This is a genomic window from Amycolatopsis minnesotensis (assembly GCF_039529815.1).
Taxonomy (GTDB): Bacteria; Actinomycetota; Actinomycetes; order Mycobacteriales; family Pseudonocardiaceae; genus Amycolatopsis; species Amycolatopsis minnesotensis.
This window is the reverse complement of sequence record NZ_BAAANN010000017.1, coordinates 14,292-37,480: the sequence shown is the minus strand read 5'-3', so window position 1 is coordinate 37,480 and position 23,189 is coordinate 14,292. Positions and strand designations below refer to the sequence as shown.

Sequence of the window (23,189 nt, the reverse complement as noted above, 5' to 3'; positions counted from 1 at the left end):
CGCCGAGGCCTGAGAGGAGACCAGAGAATGTCGGAGACGGTCGAAGCGATCGACACCGAGCAGGACAAGGTGGCGGACGTGGTCGAGGAGCAGGGCGAGAAGAAGTCCGGCGACGATGTGCTCGTCCAGGAGGGCGACATCGCGGGTGACTACCTCGAGCGCCTGCTGGACCTGTTGGACTACGACGGCGACATCGACCTCGATGTGGAGGCGGGCCGCGCGATCGTGAGCATCGACGGCGGTGAGGACCTCGAGAAGCTGGTGGGGACCCGCGGCACGGTGCTGGAGGCGCTGCAGGAGCTGACCCGGCTCGCGGTGCAGCAGGAGACCGGGACGCGGAGCCGTCTGATGCTGGACATCGCGGGCTGGCGCGCGGACCGCCGCGAGGAGCTTCGCGAGCTCGGCAAGTCGACCGCCGAGTCCGTGGTGTCCTCCGGCGAACGGGTTCGCCTGCAGCCGATGAGCCCGTTCGAGCGCAAGGTCGTGCACGACGCGGTCGCCGCCGTGGACGGGGCCCAGAGCGAGAGCGAGGGCGAGGACCCGAAGCGCCGCGTGGTCGTCTTCCCCGCGGAGTAGCCGAGGCAAGTGCGAAGAGCGCGGCCCACCGAATTCGGTGGGCCGCGCTTTTTTGTGCGCCGCGTTTCACGTGAAACTCGATCCGGCTCACCCTCGCGCCCGGGTTTCACGTGAAACGCGCATGGCGTCCCGGGGCCGATCTTCCCGTCGGGGACAATCGACGGAGACGCCGTTTCACGTGAAACGGCCGAGTCTTGAGGAGCGCGCGTGGAAGAGGTCGACGACAGCACCGGAGTCCCGGAGTCGGCGGCGAAGGTGTTCGGCGGCGGACTCGACCTCGCCCGCCGGTTCGCCGGATTGCTGGAACGCCACGGGGTCGAGCGCGGGTTGATCGGTCCGCGCGAAGTCGAGCGGTTGTGGGAGCGCCACCTGCTGAACTCGGCCGTGCTCGCGGAGCAGATCCCGCACGGTGCCCGGGTGATCGACGTCGGCTCCGGCGCGGGCTTCCCCGGTGTCCCCCTGTCGATTGCGCGACCCGATCTGGACGTCGTGCTGATCGAACCGATGGCCCGGCGGGCGGACTGGCTGGCCGAAGTGGTCGAGGCACTCGATCTCTCGGCTCAAGTGGTACGCGGTCGCGCGGAGGAAAAGACGGTGCGCGAAGATGTACCCGCGGCGGACGTGGTCACCTCCCGTGCGGTCGCTCCCCTGGCTCGGCTCGCCGGCTGGTGCCTTCCGTTGGCCCGGCAAGGGGGCGTGATGCTCGCGCTCAAGGGCAGCAGTGTGCGGGATGAGATCACCCGCGACCTCGACGCCGTGAAGAAGGCGGGCGGTGCGACCCCGTCCGTGCACGAATGCGGCGTCGGCCTGCTCGACACCCCGACGACCGTGGTGAAGGTGGAGCGAACCCGTCCCGCGAAGTCCGGTGGTCCTCGTCGCCGCGCGGGCGGGATGACCAAACCGAAGCGCGCGGGATGACAAGATGACGGCCAGCTACCGACGGCGGAGAGGGAAGCCGATCAGTATGGAGCGACGCATGTTCCACGTGAAACGGCGCGGAACCAGCGCCCCTGGCGCGACTGAAGCCTCGATCGAGACCTCGAACAAGGGAAGGCGGAACCGGTGACCCCTCCGAAGCCAGAGACCAGCCAGGAGATCGGCTGGACACCGATCGCCGAAGAGGCGGAGCGGGCGGCCAGGGTGCTGCACCCGGAAGGCAACACGCTCCCCCGCCCGCGGCGCCGTCGGGTGCTGACGGTGGCGAACCAGAAGGGCGGCGTCGGCAAGACCACCAGCGCGGTGAACCTCGCGGCGGCCCTCGCCGTCCACGGGTTGCGGACCCTGGTGATCGACCTCGACCCGCAGGGCAACGCCAGCACCGCGCTCAACGTGGAGCACCGGTCCGGGACGCCGTCCGTGTACGAAGTCCTCCTCGGCGAGGTGTCGCTCGCGGAAGCCGCCGCGGTCAGCGAGCAGTCGCCGAACCTGCTGTGCGTGCCCGCGACCATCGATCTCGCCGGATCCGAGATCGAACTCGTGTCCATGAGCTCGCGCGAGACCCGGCTGAAGGAGGCGCTGTCCGCGGAAGCGTTCGACGAGCTCCAGGTCGACTACGTCTTCATCGACTGCCCGCCGTCGCTCGGCCTGCTGACGGTCAACGCGATGGTGGCCGCCCAGGAGGTGCTCATCCCGATCCAGTGCGAGTACTACGCGCTGGAAGGTCTCGGACAGCTGCTGAGCAACATCGAGCTCGTCCAGCAGCACCTGAACCCGACGCTCGCGGTGTCCACGATCCTGCTGACGATGTACGACGGGCGCACCAAACTCGCCGACCAGGTGACCCAGGAGGTCCGCAACCACTTCGGCGAGGTCGTGCTGAAGACGGTCATCCCCCGCAGCGTGAAGGTCTCGGAGGCGCCCGGCTACGGCCAGACCGTGCTGGCCTACGACCCCGGTTCGCGGGGCGCCATGAGCTACATGGACGCGGCCAAGGAGGTCGCCGAGCGCGGCGCTGAACAGGGAGTGCGAGGTGAGTTGTCGTGACGCCGGAACGGAGAGGCGGACTCGGACGAGGACTCGCGGCCCTCATCCCGACGGGCCCGGTCAACGGCGAGACCGCCACGGTCGAGAAGAGCGCTGAAGGCCAGCCGCCGCAGGAAGGCGACAAGGGCTGGTTCCATGCCAACGGCACGGTGAACGTCGCGGGTGGTGAGGTGGCGGGCGCGGTCTATCGCGAGGTGCCGGTCAGCGCGATCAAGCCGAACCCGAAGCAGCCGCGGCAGGTCTTCGACGAGGACGCGCTGTCCGAGCTGGAGCACTCGATCCGCGAGTTCGGCCTCATGCAGCCGATCGTGGTGCGGGAGCTGCCGGGTGACGAGTACGAGCTCGTCATGGGTGAGCGGCGGCTGCGCGCGTCGCAGCAGGCGGAGCTGGAGGCGATCCCTGCGATCGTGCGCCAGACCGCCGACGAGGCGATGCTGCGGGACGCGCTGCTGGAGAACATCCACCGCGTGCAGCTGAACCCGCTCGAAGAGGCGGCGGCGTACCAACAGCTCCTCGACGAGTTCGCGGTGACGCACGAAGAGCTGGCAGGCCGGATCGGGCGCAGCAGGCCGGTCATCACCAACACGATCCGGCTGCTGAAGCTGCCCCTCCCCGTGCAGCGCCGGGTGGCCGCGGGCGTCCTCTCCGCGGGGCACGCCCGCGCGCTGCTGTCGTTGGAGGACGCCGACGCACAGGAAGAGCTCGCGATGCGCATCGTCGCGGAGGGGCTTTCGGTGCGGGCGACCGAGGAAGCGGTGACGCTCAAGAAGAGCGAAGCGCCGGCGAAGGCGAAGCCCCAGCCGCGCAAGCCGATCCAGGCGCCGGGTCTCCAGGAGCTCGCCACCCGCCTCTCGGACAGCTTCGACACCCGGGTGAAGGTCGATCTCGGGCGCCGGAAGGGACGCATCGTCGTCGAGTTCGGCTCCGTCGACGATCTTGAGCGGATCGTCGCGTTGATGGACCCGAACAAGACAAATCCGACACGAGAAACCGATTAGGGATCACCCCAGGGCCTTTCGTCACGGTGATGATTGCCGTGCGGCGGCCCTGGGCTACGGAAGGTGACTGCTCGGAGGGGTCAGTGCGCGCGGCTGATCGCGCGGTCGACGAGCGCGGCGAACACCGCACCGAGCGACTCGCCGGACGCCTCCACCGCCATCGGCACCGTGGAGGTTTCGGTCAGCCCCGGCGACAGGCCCACTTCGAGGAACATGACCGTGCCGTCGGCCGCGACGATCGCGTCGGTGCGCGAGATGTCGCGGAGCCCGAGCGTCCGGTGCGCCCCGACGGCGAGTTCGCCCGCCGCCTTCGCGGCGTCATCGGAGATGCGGGCCGGCGCGAAGAAGTCGGTGAGCCCCGCGGTGTAGCGAGCGGTGTAGTCGTAGACGCCGCTCTCCGGCACGATCTCGACGGCGGGCAGCGCGATCGGTTCGCCGTCGCGCTCGACGACCGCGACGGCCACCTCCACGCCGTCGACGAACCGCTCGGCGAGCACCGTGTCGCCGTAGGCGAAGCAGCCGACCATCGCGGCGGGCAGGTCCGCGGCGTCGCGGACGACCTGGGTGCCGAGCGCGGAGCCGCCCTGGTCCGGCTTGAGGATCAGCGGGAGCCCGAGCCGGTCGACCATCGCGTCGAGCACCTGCTTCGCGCCCAGCTCCCGGAATGTGCTGTGCGGCAGTACCACCCAGTCCGGCGTGGTGAACCCCGTGTCGGCGACGAGCGCCTTCGCGGTCGGTTTGTCCCACGCGCGGCGGCATCCGTGCGAGGACGTGCCGACGTAGGGCACCCCCAGCATCTCGAGCACCGTCTGCACCGAGCCGTTCTCGCCCTCGCCGCCGTGCAACGCGATGACGGCCGCGTCGGGCCGGGTCGTGCGCAGCCGGTCGAGCAGGCCGGCGTCGGTGTCCCACTCCTCGACGCCGAGGCCCTGTTCGCGCAGAGCCGCGGACAGCCTGCGACCTGAGCGCAGGGAAATGTCACGTTCGTGCGAAAGCCCGCCAGCGAGGACGGCAACGGTGCGTTCGGCCACGCCGGAACTCCTTGGATGTCTCTGCGGTGGATGGTGCGGGCCCGCCGGGGCCTACGCGGTGTCCGGGGACGGCGACTGCGGCCCGGAGACGGCACGCGGGGTCACCGTACCGAAGGTGCGCACCAGGTCCATTTCGGACTCGAGCACGGCGGCCAGCCTGCGCACCCCTTCGCGGATGCGCTCCGGCGTCGGATAGCAGTAGGACAGGCGCATCTGCCTGCTGCCGAAACCGTCGGCGTAGAACCCGGTTCCGGACGCGTACGCCACCCGGGCGGTGACCGCGCGGGGCAGCATGGCCTTGGTGTCCACGCCCTCGGGAACCGTTACCCAGACGTAGAAACCGCCGTCCGGATGGGTCCAGCTGCTACCGGCCGGCATGTGCTGCTCCAGCCCGGAGATGATCGCGTCGCGCCGCTCGCGGTAGTTCTCGCGGAAGGTCTTGATCTGGCCCTTCCAGTCGTGCGTGGCGAGGTAGCGCGAAACGATCATCTGGTTGAACGTCGGCGGGCACAGCGTCGCCGATTCCGCCGCCAGCACCAGCTTCTCGCGCACCGCGTGCGGCGCCAGCACCCAGCCGACGCGCAACCCCGACGCGAACGTCTTCGAGAACGAGCCGAGGTACACCACGTTGTCGGGATCGGTCGAGCGCAGCGCGGGGTAGGTCTGGCCGTCGAAGCCGAGCAGGCCGTACGGGTTGTCCTCGACGACCAGCACGTCGTGCGCGCGGCAGATCTCCAGGATCTCCTCGCGCCGCTCCACCGCGAGCGTCACGCCGGCCGGGTTGTGGAAGTTCGGGATGGTGTAGAGGAACTTGACCCGCTTGCCCGCCCGTTCGGCCTGCGTGAGCGCTTCGCGCAGCGCCTCGGGGACGAGCCCGTCGTCGTCCATCGTCACGTGCACGACGTTCGCCTGGTAGGCGGTGAACGAACCGAGCGCGCCGACGTAGGACGGGCCCTCGGCGATCACGACGTCACCGGGGTCGCAGAAGAGCCGGGTGACCATGTCGAGGCCCATCTGGGAGCCGACGGTCACCACGACGTCGTCGGGATGCGCCGAGATCCCCTCCATCGCCATGATCTCGCAGATCTGCTCGCGCAGGGCCGGCACGCCGTGCGCGGACCCGTACTGGAGCGCGACGAGCCCGTCCTCGGCGATGATCTCGGCCACCTGTGCGGACAGCGAGTCCAGCGGCAGCGCGGCGAGGTTCGGCATGCCGCCCGCCAGCGAAACCACCTCGGGCCTGCTCGCCACCGCGAAGAGCGCCCTGATCTCGGACGCCGTCATCCCCGAGGTGCGCGCCGCGTACCGGTCGAGGTGCGGGTCGAGGTTGTGGCGCCCGGCCTGAGCCGGGTTCTTCTCGGGCGATCCGGAGGCAGTCATCGGCACTTCACTCGGTCGAAGGGGTTCTACCGGCAGGTAGATTCCTCCGAGTGTAACCACCCACCCTTGTGACGAGGCCGCCCTTTCGGCGCTCGTCACATCGGCCTATCCTCGGACGTGGCCGTTCGGTCATGGTGAGCCGCGCCCGCTCGGGCCCGCGGCTCGGTATCTCGCCGGTTGCGGAAGTGCTGTGCAAGTTCGGGGCAGGTCAGGGAGGGTCGTGTGTCGCGACGCGTCGTGGGCGTGACGCTGGACAACCTGGAGCAGCTGCCCCTGCGCTGCCGCCGGTGCGTCTACTGGGAGGTGGCACCCCACCTCAAGACGCAGGCGGAGGAGTACGGCGAGACCGAGGTCGAGAAGGAGTCCTGGGTGTCCAGCGTGCTGCTGGAATGGGGCTCGTGCGGCCGGATCGTCTACAGCGACACCCTGCCGGTCGGGTTCGTGCTCTACGCCCCGCCCAACGCGGTGCCGAGGTCGAACGCCTTCCCCACCTCACCGCCCGGTCCCGACGCGGTCCTGCTGACCGCCTTCCACGTGCAGCCCGAGTTCCGCGGTGGCGGGCTGGGCAGGATGCTCGTGCAGGCCGTCGCGAAGGACCTCACCCGGCGCGGCGTCCGCGCCATCGAGGCGTTCGGCGACGCGAAGGCGGGGGCCGACGAGTCCGATCGCGAGCACAGCTGCGTGGTGCCGGCCGAGTTCCTGCAGAGCGTCGGCTTCAAGACCGTGCGCCCGCACCCCCGGTGGCCCAGGTTGCGCCTGGAGCTGCGTTCGGCGAGCACCTGGAAGGAAGACGTCGAGGCGGCGCTCGAACGGCTCCTCGGCCACGTCAGCATCTCCACCGCCGAGCCGAGCGTGGCCCGCGCCTGACCTCCCCCGCGCGATTCCGCGGTGCCGGTGCCCGAAGGACGCGGTGGGCGCATCCGGCACGGCGGTCTTCGCAGAATGAGAACCCGGCCCGGTTGTCCACATTTTGTGGACACCATCGCCGGTTGTCCACAGGTGTGGTGGTGAAGTGGGCCGTTCGCGCTCGCGGCGGGTGCGCTACTCGGCCTTCGCCAGCTCGTGGGCGAGCACGTCCGCGAAGGTGAAGGTGCCGGTCGGCTGGTCGCCCTCGCCGAGCAGGTAGAGCCGCTTGACGGCGATCAGGATGCCCTCGGTGACCACGTCGCGGAACGCGGGGTCGGCGAGCCTGCGGCTGTCGCCGGGGTTGGTCAGGTACCCGATCTCCATCCGGACCGCGGGGCAGCGGGTCAGCCGCAGGATCTCCCACGTCTTCGCGTGCGTGCGGCAGTCCAGCAGGCCGGTGCGGGCCGCCAGCTCGCGCTGGATGAACCCGGCGAGCAGCTCGCCGACGGTGGACGTGGTGCCGTGGCCGTTGCCGAAGTGGAAGCTCGCGACGCCGTGCGCGTGCGGCGAGGGGTTTCGGTCGCAGTGCAGCGACAGGAACAGGTCGGCGCCCGCCTCGTTGGCGAACTTCGCGCGCTCCGCCTCCGTCGGGCCGTGCTCGCGGCCGCGCGAGATGAGCGCTTCCATGCCCGCGGCCTTCATCCGGCCTTCGAGCCGCCGCGCCAGGTCCCAGGCGAGATCGGACTCGCGCAGCCCGGAAGCCTCGATCCCCGGGTCGGCGCCGCCGTGACCGGGGTCGATCACGATGCGCTTGCCGCGCAGCCTCGGCCCGGCGCGCCGCACCTGCTCCTGCTCGCGCAGGAACACCGGGCGGCCACCGCGGGCCCTCGGGGAAAGCTGGCGCAGCGCGCGCACCGTGGCCGCGCCGCAGATGCCGTCGATGATCAGGCCGTAGTCGCGCTGGAAGTCCCGCAGCGCGCGCTCCGTCGACGCGCCGAACACGCCGTCCGGCCTGCTCGCGTCGTAGCCGAGCTCGGTGAGGCGCTCCTGGAGCGCGAACACGTCGTCACCGGTCACCGGTGCCGACATGAGATGTGCCAGCGGCCTGCTGCCGAGGTGGTAGCTGGCGCCGCGGAGCACCCGGTAGGTGGCCGGTCCGACCACCCCGTCGGTGATCAGGCCCCTTCGCTGCTGGAACCCCCGGACGGCCTGCTCGACGAACGGGTCGAACTGGTCGGCGGACCCGTTCGCCGCCGCTCCCGAGGGGAGCAGGCCCAGCGCCGACAGCATCGACCTGATCTCGGCGACGTCGGCTCCGGCGTCACCGCGGCGGAGTACCCGCATGCACTCCTCGCTCTACCTCGGGCACCGAGCTCGATCCGGTGCAGTACGGAAAGTCCTTGAGCACTTACTCAGGACTCCTATTGTGCCCTGTGAACTCTCGGTGAGCGCGCAGGGCCGGTCGGAGCGTCGGGTCTCGCCACATCCGGTAACGCATCCACCGGTAGTGACGATGGCGGTGGCCGCCGGTGACGCGAAAAGGGCCCGGAAACCATGCCGGGGGCGGGCCGGATGACCGGCCGCCCCCGGGTTGACCTGGTGTTTCGGTGTGCTCAGAGCACGTCGGCGAGATCGGAGAGCAGCGAGGACTTCGTCTTCGCGCCCACGATCTGCTTGACCGGTTTCCCGCCCTGGAACAGGATCAAGGTCGGGATGGACATCACCTGGTAGTCACGCGGCGTGTGCGGGTTCTCGTCGATGTCGATCTTCGCGATGGTGAGCTTCTCCTTGTGCTCGGCCGCGATCTCCTCGAGCACCGGCGCGACCATCTTGCACGGGCCGCACCAGGTGGCCCAGAAGTCGACGAGGACCGGCTTGTCGCTGGTCAGCACATCGTCGGCGAACGTCTTGTCGGTCACCTTCACGGTGTCGGTCATGGTTTCTCCTCTGGGTGGGAAGGCGGCGGGGTCAGGAACCGGAGGCGGCGTACCCGCCGCCGACCAGCTCCGGCGCCTCGGCGGCCGCGTCGGTCACCTGGTGCTCGGCGAGCCAGCGTTCCGCGTCGATCGCCGCGGTGCAGCCCGAGCCGGCCGCGGTGATCGCCTGGCGGTAGGTGTGGTCGACCAGGTCACCGGCGGCGAACACGCCGTCGATGTTGGTGTAGGAGCTGCGGTCCTTCGTGAGCACGTAGCCCGCGTCGTCGAGGTCGACCTGGCCGCGCACCAGCTCGCTGCGCGGGTCGTGGCCGATCGCGACGAAGAAGCCGGTCACGTCGAGGGTCTTCTCCTCGCCGGTGTTCCGGTCGGTCACCTTGAGGCCCTCGACCTTGCCGTCGCCGACCACCTCGGTGATCCGCGAGTTCAGCTGCCACTTGATCTTCTCGTTGGCCTTCGCCCGTTCGAGCATGATCTTCGAGGCGCGGAACTCGTCGCGGCGGTGCACGATCGTGACCGATCGGGCGAACTTCGTCAGGAAGGTCGCCTCCTCCATCGCCGAGTCGCCGCCACCGGCGACCACGATGTCGTGATCGCGGAAGAAGAAGCCGTCACAGGTCGCGCAGGACGACACGCCGCGCCCGAGCAGCTCCTGCTCGCCGGGCACGTTCAGGTACCGCGCGGCGGCACCCATCGACAGGATGATCGCGCGGGCGCCGTACCGCTTGCCGTTCACCGTCGCGTACTTGACGTCACCGGTGAGTTCGAGCGATTCGACGTCCTCGGCCCGCAGCTCCGCGCCGAAGCGCTCGGCCTGGCTGCGCATCTGCTCCATCAGGTCGGGACCCTGGATCCCCTCGCGGAAACCCGGGTAGTTCTCCACCTCGGTGGTGGTCATCAGCGCGCCGCCGAACTGCGTGCCCTCGAAGACCAGCGGCTCGAGCTGCGCCCGCGCCGCGTACACCGCCGCGGTGTATCCGGCGGGACCCGATCCGACGATGATCAGGTTCCGAATGTCGTCTGCAGCCACCCCGTGACCTCCGCTCGTTGTGACCCGTCCACCGGATCAACACGATCGTAGGTGGCCGTGTTCCCTCGCGTGACCGCCGCCATGGGGCAGTGCGGTCACCTCGCCCCGATCAGTTCGTCGAGCAGCTTGCCGGGTTCGCCCGGCCCGCACGTCGGCGACAGCACCACCAGCCGGAACTGGGCGAGCTTGCCGGTCGTGAAGAGCACCATCACGCCTGGCTTGCCCTCGTACGTCACCGGCCGCACTTTCACCGGACGGAGGCTCGGGTCGATGCCGTTGGCCGAAAGGCACGCGTCGAGCTTCTCCTCGCTGCCGAGCGGCCCGAAGTCGCGTACGCCCTGCGGGCCGCCGAGCGCGCCGCCGAGATCGTTCTTCTTCAGCGCGAGGGGTGGCTCACCGCCCGGCTGGCTCGTGGGGGGCTGCGCCATGTTCCCGTCGGAGCCGCTCTGACCGCCCGGCACGATGACCGCGACCGCGACGACCGCGGCCGCCGCCGCGGCGACCAGCCCGGTGCCCCAGCCGAGCAGCTTGTTCCGCTTGCGGCGGGCGGCCGCCAGGTCGGTCACCGGGGCCACCGGCAGGTCCGGCGGTGGCGGTGCCTGCTGGGGCGGTGCCTGCTGGGGCGGGCCGCCGAACGCGCGCTGTGCTTCTTCGGCGATGGCCGCGTCGAGCCGGGCCGCGAACTCCGCGGGCATCGGCTCCACCGGTGCCGAGCCGAGCGCGTCCAAGTCGGCCGTGGTCGCTTCGAGCGCCTCGATGATGGCCCGTGCTTCGGCGTCGGCGTTCACGCGAGGCCACAGCTCGGCCGCTTCGCGCTCGTCGAGCACGCCCGCGTGAAGGTCGGCGAGTACGTCGACAGACCAGGGCGGACCCACGGTTCCGCCGAGCCCCCGACTCTCGTCCGTCATCGCCCCTCCCCCTGCTGCTGCGTGCGCGACGCCTGCCGCACCCGGCTCGATTTGCTTTCGTGAGGTAGGACGTTCGCATCTGCATCGGGGTTCCGTAGATGTCCCAGAACCTTTGCGAGCTTGCCGCGGCCCCGCGCGCACCGGCTCTTCACGGTGCCTTCCGCGATGCCCAGCATCTTCGCCGTCTCCGCGACCGAGTACCCCTCGACGTCGACCAGCACGATCGGGGCGCGCTGGTCCTCGGGCAGCTCGTCGAGCGCGGCCTTGATGACGAGTTTGGTTTCCTTGTCCGACATCGAGTCGCGCGGCGACGCGGGCTCGTTGAACCCGGTCTCCGGCAACGGCACCGTCGGCCTCGCCTGCTTGCGGCGCATCCGGTCGAGGCAGGCGTTCACCACGATCCGGTGCAGCCACGTGGTCACCTGCGACTCGGCGCGGAAGTTCCCCGCCGCGCGGAAGGCCGAGATGAACGCGTCCTGCAGCGCGTCGGCGGCCTCTTCGGGGTCGCGGAGGGTGCGCAGGGCGACGGCCCACATCCGGTCTCGATGCCGCCTGACTATTTCACTGAACGCGTGCTGATCCCCCGCGGCGTGCGCCGCTATCAGGTCAGCGTCCGTAGGTGCTGCTGCGGTCACCCGGGAGAGCCTACTGACCGCGTGAGACCCCGGTGAAAATGCCCACACCCTGCACGAACAGCCAGTGCGCGGGCACCGCGCGTCACTTCGCGGGCAGGAAGGTCAGCTCCCCGATCTGCGACGCGAACTTCTTCCCGTCGCCGCCGAGCTGGGTGATCCACACGACGAAGAACCGCCCGCTCTGCGGCTGCTGGAGCGTGACGTCGGCCGAGTCGCCGCCGATGTCCGCCGATCCGACCACCCGGGTGTCGTCGAGCTGGGCGTTCTTCGTGTCGGCGACCCTGATCTCGACCTTCGTGCCCGCCGTCGCGCCGGCGATCTTCACCTGGGCGAGGGTGATCTGCCCGTCGAACGCGGCGATCAGCCCCACGCCGGGCTTCACCTTGGGGAACTGCTGCTGGTACTGCTCGGTCTTCCACGCGGTGCCGGGGTCGCCGTCGGTGGCGTTGCGCGCGCGGCCGGGGTTGTCGCCGTCGCCCTCGGGGTTGTAGACGGTGACGCCGGACGGTTTCGCCGGTTCGCCGAACTGGCCTTGTGCCGGTGCCGGGGACGCGGGGGGCGCCGACGAAGCCGGTGGCGGCGGCGCGGACGTGGTGGTCTGGGCGACGTTCATGTTCGGCCCGTTGGCCGCCTTGTCGCCCTGGAAGAAGCTGATCGCCAGCATGCCGAGCCAGGCGAGGATGCCGACCGCGAGCACCACCAGCACGGTGACGCCGAGCGCGAGCTTCCGCCTGCGCACGGCGTCCTTGACCGGCTTCTTCGTGGTCCACACGCCGTCGTCGGGCTCGGGCTCCGCCTCGGGGCCGACCTGCTTGATGAACTGGGTGCGCTCCTCGGCCTCGGCGGCCTGGTCGAGCGCGCGGAGGATCGCGGCGCTGGTGCGGATGCCGCCGTGGTCGCCGTCCTCGATGGTGCGGACCGCGAGCGACGACAGCGCGGCGGGCACCCTCGGCCGCAGCGAGTGCGGCGGGACGATGCGACCGGCGGGGGTGTGCGGCGCGGCCGGGATCGCGGGCGGCCCGCCCGGCAACGCCCAGCGGCCGGTGAGCAGCAGGTACAGCACGGCGCCGAGCGCCTTCACGTCGTCGCGCAGCGTCGCGTCCGGCAGCGGGCCGGGGAACGCGAGCCGCAGCGCGCCCTCCGGGGTGACCCGGAGCCGCTGCGGGTGGTCGAGGCCGAGCACGAGCCCGGACTGGTGCGCGCGGTCGACGGCGGCGGCCAGCGCCTGCACCATGCGGGCCGCGACTGCGGGCGAGACCGGCTCCTCGGCGGTCACGTCCACCAGGTCGGTGCCCTTGGTCCACTCCGCGACGACCACGCCGAGCAGGCCCTCGCCGGAGGTCACGCCGCTGCCGAGGCTCAGCACGTCGAGCACCCTGGCGACCCCGTCGTGGCCGAACTTCGCGGCGTGCGCGGCGCGTTCGAGGGTGCGGCGGGCGAGCCGCGCGGACTCGGCGTCCGCCGGGTCGCCGACCAGCAGGGTCAGCGCGACGTCGCGCCGGAGCTGCCCGTCGCGCGCGCGCCACAGGTGGGCGCCTGCCCGCTCGTCGATCCCGAACTGGGCCAGCAGGCGATAACGGCCGTCGCCGACGACGCCGCCGGGCGCCAGCGATCCGCCCCTGACCCGGCCGCCTGCCCTGGCCGTCTCGGCCTGGTCACTCCGCTTGGTGTTCACCGCACTCTGGCCCTCCTCCGCACCGAGGGTACGTGAATACGACCCGTGTACGGGGGTTATCTGTGCGTAAAACGTTACCCACGCTTGACCAAGCGGGTGAATCTTCTGGTAACAGGTGAGAGCTCGTCGACCTTCAACGCGATGAGCACGCCGAACGAAACAACGATGCCGACCACGCCCTGGAGGAAGAGTTTCACCCAGGCACCGATGGTGGGCCCGAGCGACGACGGCACGATCCAGCCGACCACCCAGGCCGCGGCGACGCCGAGCGCGCTGGCGAACAGCGTGAACAGGATCACCCCGAGCACGCGCTTGCTGCGCAGGTTGCCGAGCCGGACCCACAGCCACACCTGGCCGAGGATCGCGCCGACCACGAACGTCATCGCGTTCACCATCATCGCGCCGAGCACGATGTGGTCCGGGTCGAGCAGCGCCGGGCACAGGTAGAGCAGCGGGATCTTGACCACGGTCATCACGATCATGATCAGCGTCGGCGTCCTGGCGTCCTTCATCGCGTAGAACACCCGGAGCTGGAGCATCACCAGCGCGTACGGGAGCAGGCCGAACGCCGAGATCGCCAGCGCCTGGCCGAGCCGCTCGGCCGAGTCGAGGGTGCCCTTGCCGAGGGTGAACAGCGCGATGCCGATCGACGAGCCGACGATCGTCATCACCGCGGAGATCGGCACCAGCGTCACCGTCGACAGGCGCGAGGCGTAGGACAGGTCGGCGATCAGCTTGCCGTTGTCGCCGTCCGCGGCGGCCCGGCTCATCCTCGGCATGATCGCGGTCAGCAGCGACACCCCGATCACGCCGTACGGGAGCTGGAACAGCAGCCACGCGTTGCTGTACGCGGTGACCCCGCCCTGGGTGCCGCTGGTGAGCACCCGGGTGTTGATGGTGAACCCGATCTGGCTCACCGCGACGTACCCGAGGATCCAGCCCGCGAGCCCGCCGAACTCCTTCATCCGCTTGTCGATGCCCCAGCGCCATTTGAACCGGAACCCGGTCCGCAGCAGCGGCGGCACCAGGATCACCGCCTGCGCCACGATGCCCGCGGTGACGCCGAGCCCCAGCGTCAGCAGCTTCGCGTCGCCGAGCTTCACCGGGTCGAGCGAAATCTCGCCCGGCATCACCGCGACCACGATGATCGTGATGATCACGACGAGGTTGTTCACCACCGGCGCCCATGCCGCCGGCGCGAAGACGTGCTTGGCGTTCAGCACGGCGGAGAGCAGCGCGAACACGCCGTAGAAGAAGATCTGCGGCAGCAGCAGGTAGGCGAACGCGGTGGCGAGCGCCGGGTTCGCCTGCCCGGAGCTGTCCACGTAGAGCGAGGTGAACAGGGGCGCGGCGGCCACCGCGGCGACCGTGCCGAGCAGCAGGAGCACCGATGCCACCGTCATCAGGCGCTGGACGTAGGCGGCACCGCCGTCGGGATCGTCCTGCGAGCGCACCAGCAACGGCACCACCACGCTCGACAGCACGCCGCCGAGGAGCAGCTCGAACACGATGTTCGGCATCGTGTTCGCCACGTTGAACGAGTCGTTCACCACGCCGATGCCGACCGCCCAGGCCAGCATCACCTTCCACAGGAACCCGGTGATCCGGCTGATCAGCGACGCGATCGCGATCCGGCCGCTGGCCTTGACCAGCGACTGCGGCTTCTCCTCCGTCTTCGGCTCGATACCGGAAACCGGTGGCGGGGTGTCGCCGAACGGCTCGGCCGTGCGGGGCGCGTCGAGCACCCTCGGCAGCATCCGGGTGGCGAGCTCGTCGTAGGGCCGCAGCACGTCGGGGTCGGCCATCGGCCAGCGCACGCCCGGCGGCATCCCGCGGTCGCGCGGGATGAGCATGGTCGCGTCTTCGCGCCGCGGCGGTGGTGGCGGTGGTGGTGGTGGTGGTGGGGCGGCCTCCTGGCGCCACGGCCGGACGGGTTGCTGGCGCCTCGGCGGAGCCGGCTGGCGCCTCGGCGGGCGCTGACCCTGCGGCAGCGGTTGCGACGGCGGTGGCGGTGGCCGCCGTCCGCCCTGCCTCGACGGCGGTGGCGCGGCGGGCGGGAGCTGACGCGTCGGCTGCTCCGGCGGTGGCGGCGTGCGGCGGCGGGGCGGCGGCTGGGCCCGGTCACCGGACGGCGGGATGCGGCGCGGCTGAGCGCGCCGGGACGCCGGTGGCGGTGGCGGTGGCTGCGACGGGGGCGGCTGGGCCCGGTCGGGGTGGGGACGCCCGGCACGTTCGGGGCGCTCGGGCGGCGAGCCCGGCTCTCTGTCCAACACGTGCCCAATCCTCATCGCGACTGTTCTGGCCAGGCCAGGGTAGTCGTCGCGGGCGTCAGGCCGCCTTCCGCTCCTTGACCCGCCGGTAGATCCGGCGGCCGGAAAGCAGCAGCAACGCCACCCCTGCCGTCGAGGTCACGATAACGGTCACGATGCCGTATTCACTGGAAGTGAGTTCGAATCGCGCCGCGGGCCCGAGCTGAGTGCCCTGCGAGGTGGTCAACGACACGTCGAGGCTGAAGCGCCCCGCGCGCAGCGCTTCGGCGGGCACCCGGACCGGCAGGGTGCTGTTCCTCGGGATGTACTGGTCCGGCACCGGGTCGATGCGCAGGCCCGAGTTGTCCCGGAAGCGGAGCCGGACGGTCACCGCGACCGGCAGCTTGTTCTGCATCGCCACCGGGATCGGCGACGAGCCGGACGCGAACGAGAACGGCTGGCCGGGCGGGATCACCGCGACCCGCCCGCGCAGCTCGTCGAGCTGGTCGCGCGCGGTCGACGCGGCCTGGTCGGCGCCGCCCGGCACCACCCGCCACGCCGTCGACGTGGCCCTGATCACGGCGTCGTGCACCGGTTTCACGAGCAGGTCGGGGTTCACCTTGTTCGCCGAGTCCGGTTCCATCACCGAACGGACGTCCGCGGCCGCCGAGTCGATATCGGCGAGGTTGCCCGGCAGCGCGCCCTCCGCCGGGGCGTAGGTCATCCGCGCGACGCCCGACTCGCCCGCGGCCAGCTGCTGCTGCAGCGGCAGCCCGGTGAGCATGTTCCGCGAGATGAGCTCGTCGATCGAGTCGAAGAGCCGGTCGAACTCGCGGTCCGGCACCGCCCAGCGGCGCGGCGGCGCGACCAGCAGCGGCTTGCCCGAATCCGCCGTCGACGTGCTGCGGTAGGCGAGCACCGCGAGCCCGTTCTGGGTGCCGACGTCGGGATCGTCGGCGGGCGTGGTGACCCCGGCCGACGAGTCCGGCCGCCCCGACGTGCCGGCGAACGCCTTCGCGAGCAGCGAGTCGTAGGACTGCGCGCGCACCGCGCTGCCTTCGACGCCGACCCCGCCGCTGACCAGCTTGGTGGACTCCAGGTACTCCGTGTCGGCGAGCACGGTGTGCACGCCCGCCTCGGCGACGGTGCCGAGTGTGCCCGTGTCGAGCGAACCTTCCGGCCACAGCACGCCGTCCGCGGGGTCCGCGTCGAGCAGGGTCCGCAGCCTGCTGTCGTCGACGGCGGCCTTCGCGAGGTTCTTCCCGCCGGGGCCGAGCTGGGTGAGCTGGGAGAGATCGGCGTCCGACGACGGCATCGCCACCGTGCAGTGCCCGCCGACGAGCCCGCGCACGCCCTCGATCCAGTTCATCGCCGCGTCCTTGCCGCGGCCGGGCACGTTGCCGCCCCACGGGGTGCGGACCTGGTAGCCGCGGGTCATCGCGCTGACCGTGCCGATCAGGTCGGGGTCGATGCCGAAGCACAGGGCGTTGAACACCTTCGGGTTCTGCTTCGCGCGGCGGGCGCCGGTGAGCAGCGCGCCGAGCCTGCCGGTGGGCGCGAGATCGTCGGCGAGGTGGTCGTCGCCGAGGACGACGGACTCCCCCAGCGGCGCCGAGACGATGTTCGGGCGGGTGTCGGCCAGCGGCCACAGCAGCGTGAACGGGGTGGCCTTCGCCGGGTTCGGCGGCGCGGGCTTGCCGGGCACCGACAGCACCGGGAGCAGCAGGCTGACCGCGGCGAGCCGGGTACGGCCGCCGAAGTCGGGCGTGCCGTTGACGTTGACCAGCAGCGGGTAGACGCCCGGCTTCGAGATCTCCAGCCCGGATTCGCCGCGCAGCGAGGCGTTGACCGTCAGCGGCGCGGACTGGCCGGGTTCGAGCGAGGCCGCCACGTCGACGAACTGCGAGACCGACGAGTCGGTCGCGGGCGACTCCGCCAGCGCCTGCTTGAGCTGCTTCTCGGAGGTCTGCCGCTCGCCGAGCTGCAACTGCACCTTGATGGTGGTGAGGCGGCGGTCGCCGGTGTTGGTGATCCGGCCGGAGATGCCCAGCGTCGACGACGTCGAGGTGACCAGCCTCGGGTTCATCTGGTCCACGTCGAGGTGCAGCCTGCTCGGCTCGGACTGGTCCGCGGGCGCGGCGTCCGCCGGGACGAACCCGGTGAGCGTGGCGGCGAAGAGCACGGTCAACGCGATGGCGGCGAGCCGCTTCACTCGGAAGCTCCCTCGGGAAGATCAGCGTCTTGGGCGGCGAACAGGGCGCGCGCCTTCCGGACGAGCGTCCGCTCGTCGGCGTAGGCGAGCTTGGCTTCGAGCTCGGCGATCGGCACCCAGGCGACCTCGGTCACTTCGACGTCCTCGTCGGACAGCTCGCCGCCGATGGCTTCCAGCAGGAAGTGGTGCACGGTCTTGTGCACCCGGCGTCGTTCGGCGACGAACCAGTAGTCGATCGTGCCCAGCGGCCGCAGCACGTGCGCGGAAATGCCGGTCTCCTCCTTCACTTCGCGCACCGCAGTCTGCTCGGTGGTCTCGCCGTCCTCGATGTGGCCCTTCGGCAGCGACCACAGGAGCTTGCCATGGCGGTCCAACCGGCCGATGAGCGCCGCGTTGGCGCGCTCGGCGTCGACCACGAGACCCCCGGCGGAGGTCTCGGCGACGGTGGTCAGCTTCCGGCCCCGGTGGCGCCGCGATCGGCGGCGTCCTGGCTTCGCGCCACCGGAACGACCGGCCGATCCAGACATGCTGTGATGCTAGTGCCTGCCGTTCACACGCGGTCGCGAACGCGGAGCCAGGCGCCGCTCACTCTCTGGTAGCACCTCGGCGCTGCTCGTCGGCGGCGCGTTCGGAGTACCCTGGTCGCTCGTGTCTTTGTTCGCGGGTGCGCTGCTTCCAGTGCACCTCTTTCGTGGTGGGATCTGAGTGAACGAGCTGGCCGTCAAGAAGAACGCGGTGACCGAACCGATGCGCATCCCCACGCTCGCCGACGAGCTGGCCGCGCTGTTCGGCCGGGCGGGACACCGGCTCTACCTGGTCGGCGGCAGCGTGCGCGACGCGATGCTCGGCCGCGACTCCGCCGATCTCGACTTCACCACCGACGCGCGCCCCGACACCGTGCTCAAGATCGTGTCGGGCTGGGCGGACGGCGTGTGGGAGGCCGGGATCGCGTTCGGCACGGTCGGGGTCACCAAGCGCGGCACCACGCTCGAGATCACCACGTTCCGCGCGGACAGCTACGACCGGATGAGCCGGAACCCCGAGGTCACCTTCGGCGACGCGATCGAGGGCGATCTGCTGCGCCGCGACTTCACCGTCAACGCGATGGCGGTCGATTTGGAGACGAAGCAGCTCGTCGACCCGTACGACGGCATGACGGCGCTGCGCCGCGGCATCCTCGACACGCCGGCCCCGCCGGAGGAGTCGTTCGCGGACGACCCGCTGCGCATGCTGCGCGCGGCGAGGTTCACCGCGCAGCTCGGGTTCTCGGCGTCGCCGCGGGTGGTGATGGCGATGACCGAGATGGCGGGGCAGCTCACCCGGATCACCGCGGAGCGGGTGCAGGCCGAGCTGTCGAAGCTGATGGTGGCCGCCGACCCGCGCTCGGGCCTCGAGCTGATGGTGGAGACCGATCTCGCCGACCACGTGCTGCCCGAGGTGCCGGGGATGCGGCTCGCGATCGACGAGCACCACCAGCACAAGGACGTCTACGAGCACTCGCTGACGGTGCTGCAGCAGGCGATCGACCTCGAACGCGGCGGCGAGCCGGACCTGGTGCTGCGGCTCGCGGCGCTGCTGCACGACATCGGCAAGCCGGCCACGCGCGAGTTCCAGCCAGGCGGCGGGGTGAGCTTCCACCACCACGAGGTGGTCGGCGCCAAGATGACCCGCAAACGCTTGCGGGCGCTGAAGTACTCGAAGCAGATCGTCGACGACGTGTCCCAGCTCGTGTTCCTCCACCTGCGGTTCCACGGGTACGGGAAGGGCGAGTGGACGGATTCGGCGGTGCGCCGGTACGTCACCGACGCGGGCCCGCTGCTGGACCGGCTGCACAAGCTCGTCAGGGCGGACTGCACGACCCGCAACAAGCGCAAGGCGGCCGCGCTGCAGCGCACCTACGACGATCTCGAAGAGCGGATCGAGCGCATCCGCGCCGAGGAGGACCTCGCGAAGGTGCGGCCCGATCTCGACGGCAACGAGATCATGAAGCTGCTCGGCCTGCCGCCGGGCCCGCTGGTGGGCGAGGCGTGGAAGTTCCTCAAGGAGCTCCGGCTCGACCGCGGCCCGCTCGACCACGACGAGGCCGTCGCCGAGTTGCGCGAGTGGGCGGGAGAGCAGGGCATCACCCCCGCGGATTAGTACGTGACGCAGGGCATCACTTCGGCGAAACTTTGCACCATGACGAGCACGACGGCGGGCGCCTTCGAAGCGCTGACCGCATTGCACTCCGGCGAGCGGGACACCGCTCGCGAGCTGGCCGCCCGCGCAGGCGAGAACGGTTCCCTGCTCGGTGCCGAGCTGGCGCGCTTCCTCGGCGCCGGGTCGAACGGGGACGTGTACCGCGAGCCCGAAGCGTTCGCCGCCTTCATCAGGGGCGGCGGGAACGTCGAGCTGTACCGGCGGCTTTCCCAGGAGCTGGCCGCGAGCTACGACACCCTCAAGCCCGGTTCGCTGCTCGACCTCGGCTGCGGCGACGGGCTGGCCATCGGTCCCGCGCTCGACCAGGCGAAGCACCTGCCCGCCGAGATCGACCTCGTCGAGCCGTCGGCCGCGCTGCTCGACGTGGCGAAGACGCGGGTGCCCGGCTCGCCGCGGTTCTGGGCGAAGACCGCGCAGGAGTTCCTCGACGAGACGGAGGGGAAGCACTGGGCGCTGGCCCAGTCGACGTTCGCGCTGCAGACCATCCCCGAGGCCGAGCGCGGGGACCTGCTGCGCCGGGTGCGGGCGCGCACCGGCCGCCTGCTGATCGCCGAGTTCAACGTCCTCGCCCCGGCCGAAGGCACCGAGGAGCACCTGCGCGCGCTCGCCACCCGCTACGAGCGCGGCATCCGCGAGTACGCCGGCGACGCCAGCCTCGTCGCGCAGGGCTTCCTGCTGCCGATGCTGGTGGGCCAGCTCGGCGGCGGCACCCGGAACAACTGGGAGCAGCCGGCCGTCGCCTGGCGCGCCGACCTGGAGGAAGCGGGCTTTTCCTACGTCGACATCGAATCGCTCGCCGACTACTGGTGGTCGCCCGCCGTCCTGATCAGGGCGTGGTGACCCGTTCCAGCGCACCGGTTTCGAGGTGGTGGCCGACCGGGCGCGGCAGGAAGTAGCCGACCGCGCCACCGGGCATCGGGCCCCACGGCAGCGCGACCCCGGCGAGGACCCGCAGGGGCCGCCGGACGACCAGCGCCTGCCGCAGTCCCTGGCGGTCCGCGGGCAGCGAGGTCTCCGGGAAGGTGACCGTCTCGTCGTGCACGAGGTTGCCGCCGTCGGGGCCGTAGCGCACCAGCGCGGTGCCGGGGGCGAGCACCACCAGGCGCTTGCGCCGGAACAGGAACAGCGGCGGCTCGCCGCGCAGCGGGACGATCGGCCAGTCCGGCATCCGGTCGGTCGGCTCGGCCGGTTCCGGCGAGCCGGCGAACGCGCGCGCCGGGTACAGCAGCAGCGTGCCGAGCAGGAAGCGAGCGGCCTCTTCGAGATGCGCGAACGCGGCGGGGTCCTCGTCGTCCGGGCCGGACACCTCCCAGCTGTGCTCGGTCCGCGCGAGCGACCACACGCCCTTGGCGCGCTTGCCGATCGAGTACGCGCTCTCCGCGACGCCGTGCTCGGCGAGCCGGCGCCGCAGGATGGTCAGCACGTCCGAGGCGAGCAGCGTCCGCGGCCACTGCCCGCGGTCGACCATGTCCGGGGTGCTCGGCTCGGCGAGGTCGGCCACCGAGTGCACCGGCCGTTCGGCGCCGGCCAGCTCGGCTTCGGCCGCGGCGCGCACCGGCTCCGGCACGTACGGCGGGCGGAACCCGGCGGCCCTGATGTGGTCGAGCAGCTCCGGCTGCGGTGGCACCCGGTACTTGCGCAGGTAGTGCGGTACGGCGGCGGGCCAGATCCAGGTGCCGTCGGTGTGGAACGCGTCCGGCACGTCCGGTTTCCCGGTCGGGGCGAACAGGTCCGGCAGGCGGCCCTGCCTGGCGAGCGCCACCGGCGAGCGGAACAGGTAGTCCAGCACGCCCCGCATTTCCTCGCGCGGGACCGGCGGCCGGTTGACGGTCGGCTTGTCGCCTTCCGGCGGCCCGTCGACCACGGCCGCCTGCCGGAACGCGACGGCCACCGGCAGGCTCGCCTTCGCCGCGAGCCACGGCGGGATGTTCCCCGGCTCGCGGGGGTAGCGGGCGAGATCGGCGGAGTAGGCGGCCGGCGCGGGCTGTGCCCCGACGTGCGGCGGCTGGCGCCAGTCCGGCTGGCGGTCGAGGTCGTAGTCGAAGTCGAACTCCCGCGACGACTTCAGCACGAACGTGCTCTGGAACCAGGTCCCCGCGCCCGGCTCGTACATCGCCGCCCGCAGCGCCGCGAAGAGCTGCGACAGCGCGGGCGGCGGCGAAAGGAAGGTCACCTCGTCCACCGGGTCGCCGAGCACCGACCGCACTTCCAGCTCGGCGTAGCCGCCGACCTGGCGGTACTGCGCGGCGAGCGAGTTCCACTTGGCGGGCGCGATCTTGAGCAGGGCGCGCCCGATCCCGCGCAGGAACGGGTTGGGGTCCCCCGGAGACGACGCCGCGGGTTCCGGAGGTGAGGTCGGGTCGGTGAAGTCGTGCCGCTCCTGCCAGAGCGCCGAGAGGCCGTCGAGCGCGGCCTTGGTGCTGAAGTCGGTGAGCCCGAGCTGCGCGGCGAGCGCTTCGTCGGTGCCGGACCAGCGGAGCACGAGCGGACCGGGCGAGCCGCTGTCGCCGGGCGAGACCCGGTAGACCTCGTCGTCGAAGACGCAGTGGGTCTGCAGGCTGAAGGTGGCGCTGACCTCGGCCTCGGGCACGATCTTCGCCTGCCTCGACTCCCACGTGGTGTCGAACTCCGGCGGCGCGTCCTCGCCGGGCAGCGCGGCCAGCAGCACGGTGCCGTCCGCCGTCGACCGCTGTGCCTGGTACACGCCGCCCTGCCACACGGTGTACTGCCCGTCCGGCCGCTCGGCCGCTTCGACTCGGTAGTGCATGCCCACTTCTCCCCCGCGAACGAAACTCGACCGCTGTAAACCTAGTCCGGTGGGTACCGCGCCACCCAGCGATCACCCGAAGGCGCGCCGGGGCCGAACTCGGCGAGCAGGTCCGTGGCCACGCTCGTCACCACGTCCCGCAGTTCGAGCCGGTCGAGCCAGCGCCGGTCGATCACCTGCTCGCCGTACCGCGCGCCGGTGGAGTCGCTGTCCCCGCTGTGGTCGACCGCGACCAGCAGTGCCGCGTTCAGGTCCGGTGTGGACAGTGCGGCGCAGATCCCGATCGCGAGCGCGGTTTCGCCGACGTTCCCGCCGCCGAGCGTCGCCACCTTCTCCGGCGAGCGCGATCGCCGCGTCGATGGCGCCGTGGAAGTCCGCGCCCCGCAAGAGCTGCTGGACGATCACCGCGAGCGCGCCGGCGGGCAGGTACCCGCTCGGGTGGCTGTGCGTCAGCGCGCCGCTGACCGCGCCCAGCTCGAACACCCGCGCCGGATCGGGCGACCACAACGCGATCGGGGCCGCGCGCAGCACGCCGCCGCAGCCCTTGGAGTTGTTGATGGTCGCGGTGAAGGATGCTCCTATAGAGGCCGAGGTGAGGTCCGCTGCGCATGCCCTGAAGGTGCCCTTCGGGGAATCTGACGCCGCGAAGGTGACCTTCAGGGCATGCGCTGGGATTTCGCCGCCCGCGCCTCTTCCCCCGTCCGCGTCCAGGCCCCTGCAGGGGCCTTCATAGGCGTGAATGCCACGGATGCGGCCTTCACGGACC

Annotated in this window: 19 protein-coding genes and 1 pseudogene; 7 read left to right on the top strand and 13 right to left on the bottom strand. The window is 71.2% G+C overall.

Annotated elements, in window-relative coordinates:
* The first annotated feature begins 27 nt into the window (after positions 1-27).
* From ABD256_RS21700 to ABD256_RS21685, 4 genes are all read left to right on the top strand, one after another.
* Positions 28-576: a Jag family protein gene (locus ABD256_RS21700; RefSeq protein WP_344421645.1), complete on the top strand. Its 549-nt coding sequence runs from the start codon at positions 28-30 to the stop codon at positions 574-576.
* Positions 577-783: 207 nt separating this feature from the next.
* Positions 784-1,494, top strand: coding sequence for a 16S rRNA (guanine(527)-N(7))-methyltransferase RsmG (rsmG, locus tag ABD256_RS21695; protein WP_344421642.1), 711 nt, complete (start codon positions 784-786; stop codon positions 1,492-1,494).
* A 144-nt stretch (positions 1,495-1,638) separates the two neighbouring features.
* Positions 1,639-2,559 carry a ParA family protein gene (locus tag ABD256_RS21690; RefSeq protein ID WP_344421639.1) on the top strand — a complete coding sequence of 307 codons (921 nt, stop codon included), beginning with the start codon at positions 1,639-1,641 and terminating at the stop codon, positions 2,557-2,559.
* Entirely contained in the window at positions 2,556-3,557 is a 1,002-nt protein-coding gene (locus ABD256_RS21685) for a ParB/RepB/Spo0J family partition protein (protein ID WP_344421636.1), read from the top strand. Before ABD256_RS21690 ends, ABD256_RS21685 begins: the two co-directional genes overlap by 4 nt.
* Before the next feature lie 80 nt (positions 3,558-3,637).
* Here ABD256_RS21685 and ABD256_RS21680 read toward each other — a convergent pair whose 3' ends face one another.
* The gene (locus ABD256_RS21680) at positions 3,638-4,588 is read right to left on the bottom strand and encodes a D-alanine--D-alanine ligase family protein (protein ID WP_344421633.1); all 951 of its coding nucleotides are present in this window, start codon (positions 4,586-4,588) and stop codon (positions 3,638-3,640) included.
* 51 nt (positions 4,589-4,639) lie between these two features.
* Entirely contained in the window at positions 4,640-5,968 is a 1,329-nt protein-coding gene (locus tag ABD256_RS21675) for an aminotransferase-like domain-containing protein (protein WP_344421630.1), read from the bottom strand.
* Positions 5,969-6,190: 222 nt separating this feature from the next.
* Between ABD256_RS21675 and ABD256_RS21670 the strand changes: the two genes are divergently transcribed.
* A complete protein-coding gene (locus ABD256_RS21670; RefSeq protein ID WP_344421626.1) occupies positions 6,191-6,835 on the top strand; it encodes a GNAT family N-acetyltransferase in 645 nt (214 codons plus the stop codon).
* 174 nt (positions 6,836-7,009) lie between these two features.
* Here the strand turns inward: ABD256_RS21670 and ABD256_RS21665 are convergent, their stop codons facing one another.
* The 9 genes from ABD256_RS21665 to ABD256_RS21625 form a co-directional block, all read right to left on the bottom strand.
* Complete coding sequence (locus ABD256_RS21665; protein WP_344421623.1) at positions 7,010-8,158, bottom strand: N-acetylmuramoyl-L-alanine amidase; 1,149 nt, start codon at positions 8,156-8,158, stop codon at positions 7,010-7,012.
* Between the two features lie 269 nt (positions 8,159-8,427).
* Entirely contained in the window at positions 8,428-8,751 is a 324-nt protein-coding gene (gene trxA, locus ABD256_RS21660; RefSeq protein ID WP_344421620.1) for a thioredoxin, read from the bottom strand.
* A 31-nt stretch (positions 8,752-8,782) separates the two neighbouring features.
* The gene (gene trxB, locus ABD256_RS21655; RefSeq protein ID WP_344421617.1) at positions 8,783-9,778 is read right to left on the bottom strand and encodes a thioredoxin-disulfide reductase; all 996 of its coding nucleotides are present in this window, start codon (positions 9,776-9,778) and stop codon (positions 8,783-8,785) included.
* 95 nt (positions 9,779-9,873) lie between these two features.
* Positions 9,874-10,686 carry a hypothetical protein gene (locus ABD256_RS21650; protein ID WP_344421614.1) on the bottom strand — a complete coding sequence of 271 codons (813 nt, stop codon included), beginning with the start codon at positions 10,684-10,686 and terminating at the stop codon, positions 9,874-9,876.
* Positions 10,683-11,321, bottom strand: coding sequence for an RNA polymerase sigma factor SigM (sigM, locus tag ABD256_RS21645; RefSeq protein ID WP_344421612.1), 639 nt, complete (start codon positions 11,319-11,321; stop codon positions 10,683-10,685). Before sigM ends, ABD256_RS21650 begins: the two co-directional genes overlap by 4 nt.
* Positions 11,322-11,403: 82 nt before the next feature.
* Entirely contained in the window at positions 11,404-12,996 is a 1,593-nt protein-coding gene (locus ABD256_RS21640) for a protein kinase family protein (RefSeq protein ID WP_344421610.1), read from the bottom strand.
* Between the two features lie 74 nt (positions 12,997-13,070).
* Positions 13,071-14,849, bottom strand: a complete 1,779-nt coding sequence (gene murJ / locus ABD256_RS21635) for a murein biosynthesis integral membrane protein MurJ (RefSeq protein WP_344422042.1) — start codon at positions 14,847-14,849, stop codon at positions 13,071-13,073.
* 475 nt (positions 14,850-15,324) lie between these two features.
* On the bottom strand, positions 15,325-17,457 hold the full coding sequence (locus ABD256_RS21630; protein ID WP_344421608.1) for a DUF6049 family protein: 2,133 nt from the start codon (positions 17,455-17,457) through the stop codon (positions 15,325-15,327).
* On the bottom strand, positions 17,454-17,984 hold the full coding sequence (locus tag ABD256_RS21625; RefSeq protein ID WP_344421605.1) for an NUDIX hydrolase: 531 nt from the start codon (positions 17,982-17,984) through the stop codon (positions 17,454-17,456). The genes ABD256_RS21630 and ABD256_RS21625 overlap by 4 nt, the downstream gene beginning before the upstream one ends.
* Positions 17,985-18,204: 220 nt before the next feature.
* Between ABD256_RS21625 and ABD256_RS21620 the strand changes: the two genes are divergently transcribed.
* Complete coding sequence (locus ABD256_RS21620; protein WP_425546495.1) at positions 18,205-19,596, top strand: CCA tRNA nucleotidyltransferase; 1,392 nt, start codon at positions 18,205-18,207, stop codon at positions 19,594-19,596.
* Between the two features lie 39 nt (positions 19,597-19,635).
* Positions 19,636-20,496 (top strand): small ribosomal subunit Rsm22 family protein, encoded by an 861-nt coding sequence (locus ABD256_RS21615; RefSeq protein ID WP_344421599.1) that lies wholly within the window; start codon positions 19,636-19,638, stop codon positions 20,494-20,496.
* On the opposite strand, the gene ABD256_RS21610 is transcribed toward ABD256_RS21615, so the two are convergent.
* Both ABD256_RS21610 and ABD256_RS21605 read right to left on the bottom strand, forming a co-directional pair.
* Positions 20,483-22,423, bottom strand: coding sequence for a TNT domain-containing protein (locus ABD256_RS21610; RefSeq protein WP_344421596.1), 1,941 nt, complete (start codon positions 22,421-22,423; stop codon positions 20,483-20,485). The genes ABD256_RS21615 and ABD256_RS21610 overlap by 14 nt on opposite strands.
* Before the next feature lie 41 nt (positions 22,424-22,464).
* Positions 22,465-22,954, bottom strand: a pseudogene (locus ABD256_RS21605) (ADP-ribosylglycohydrolase family protein).
* Positions 22,955-23,189: the final 235 nt, after the last annotated feature.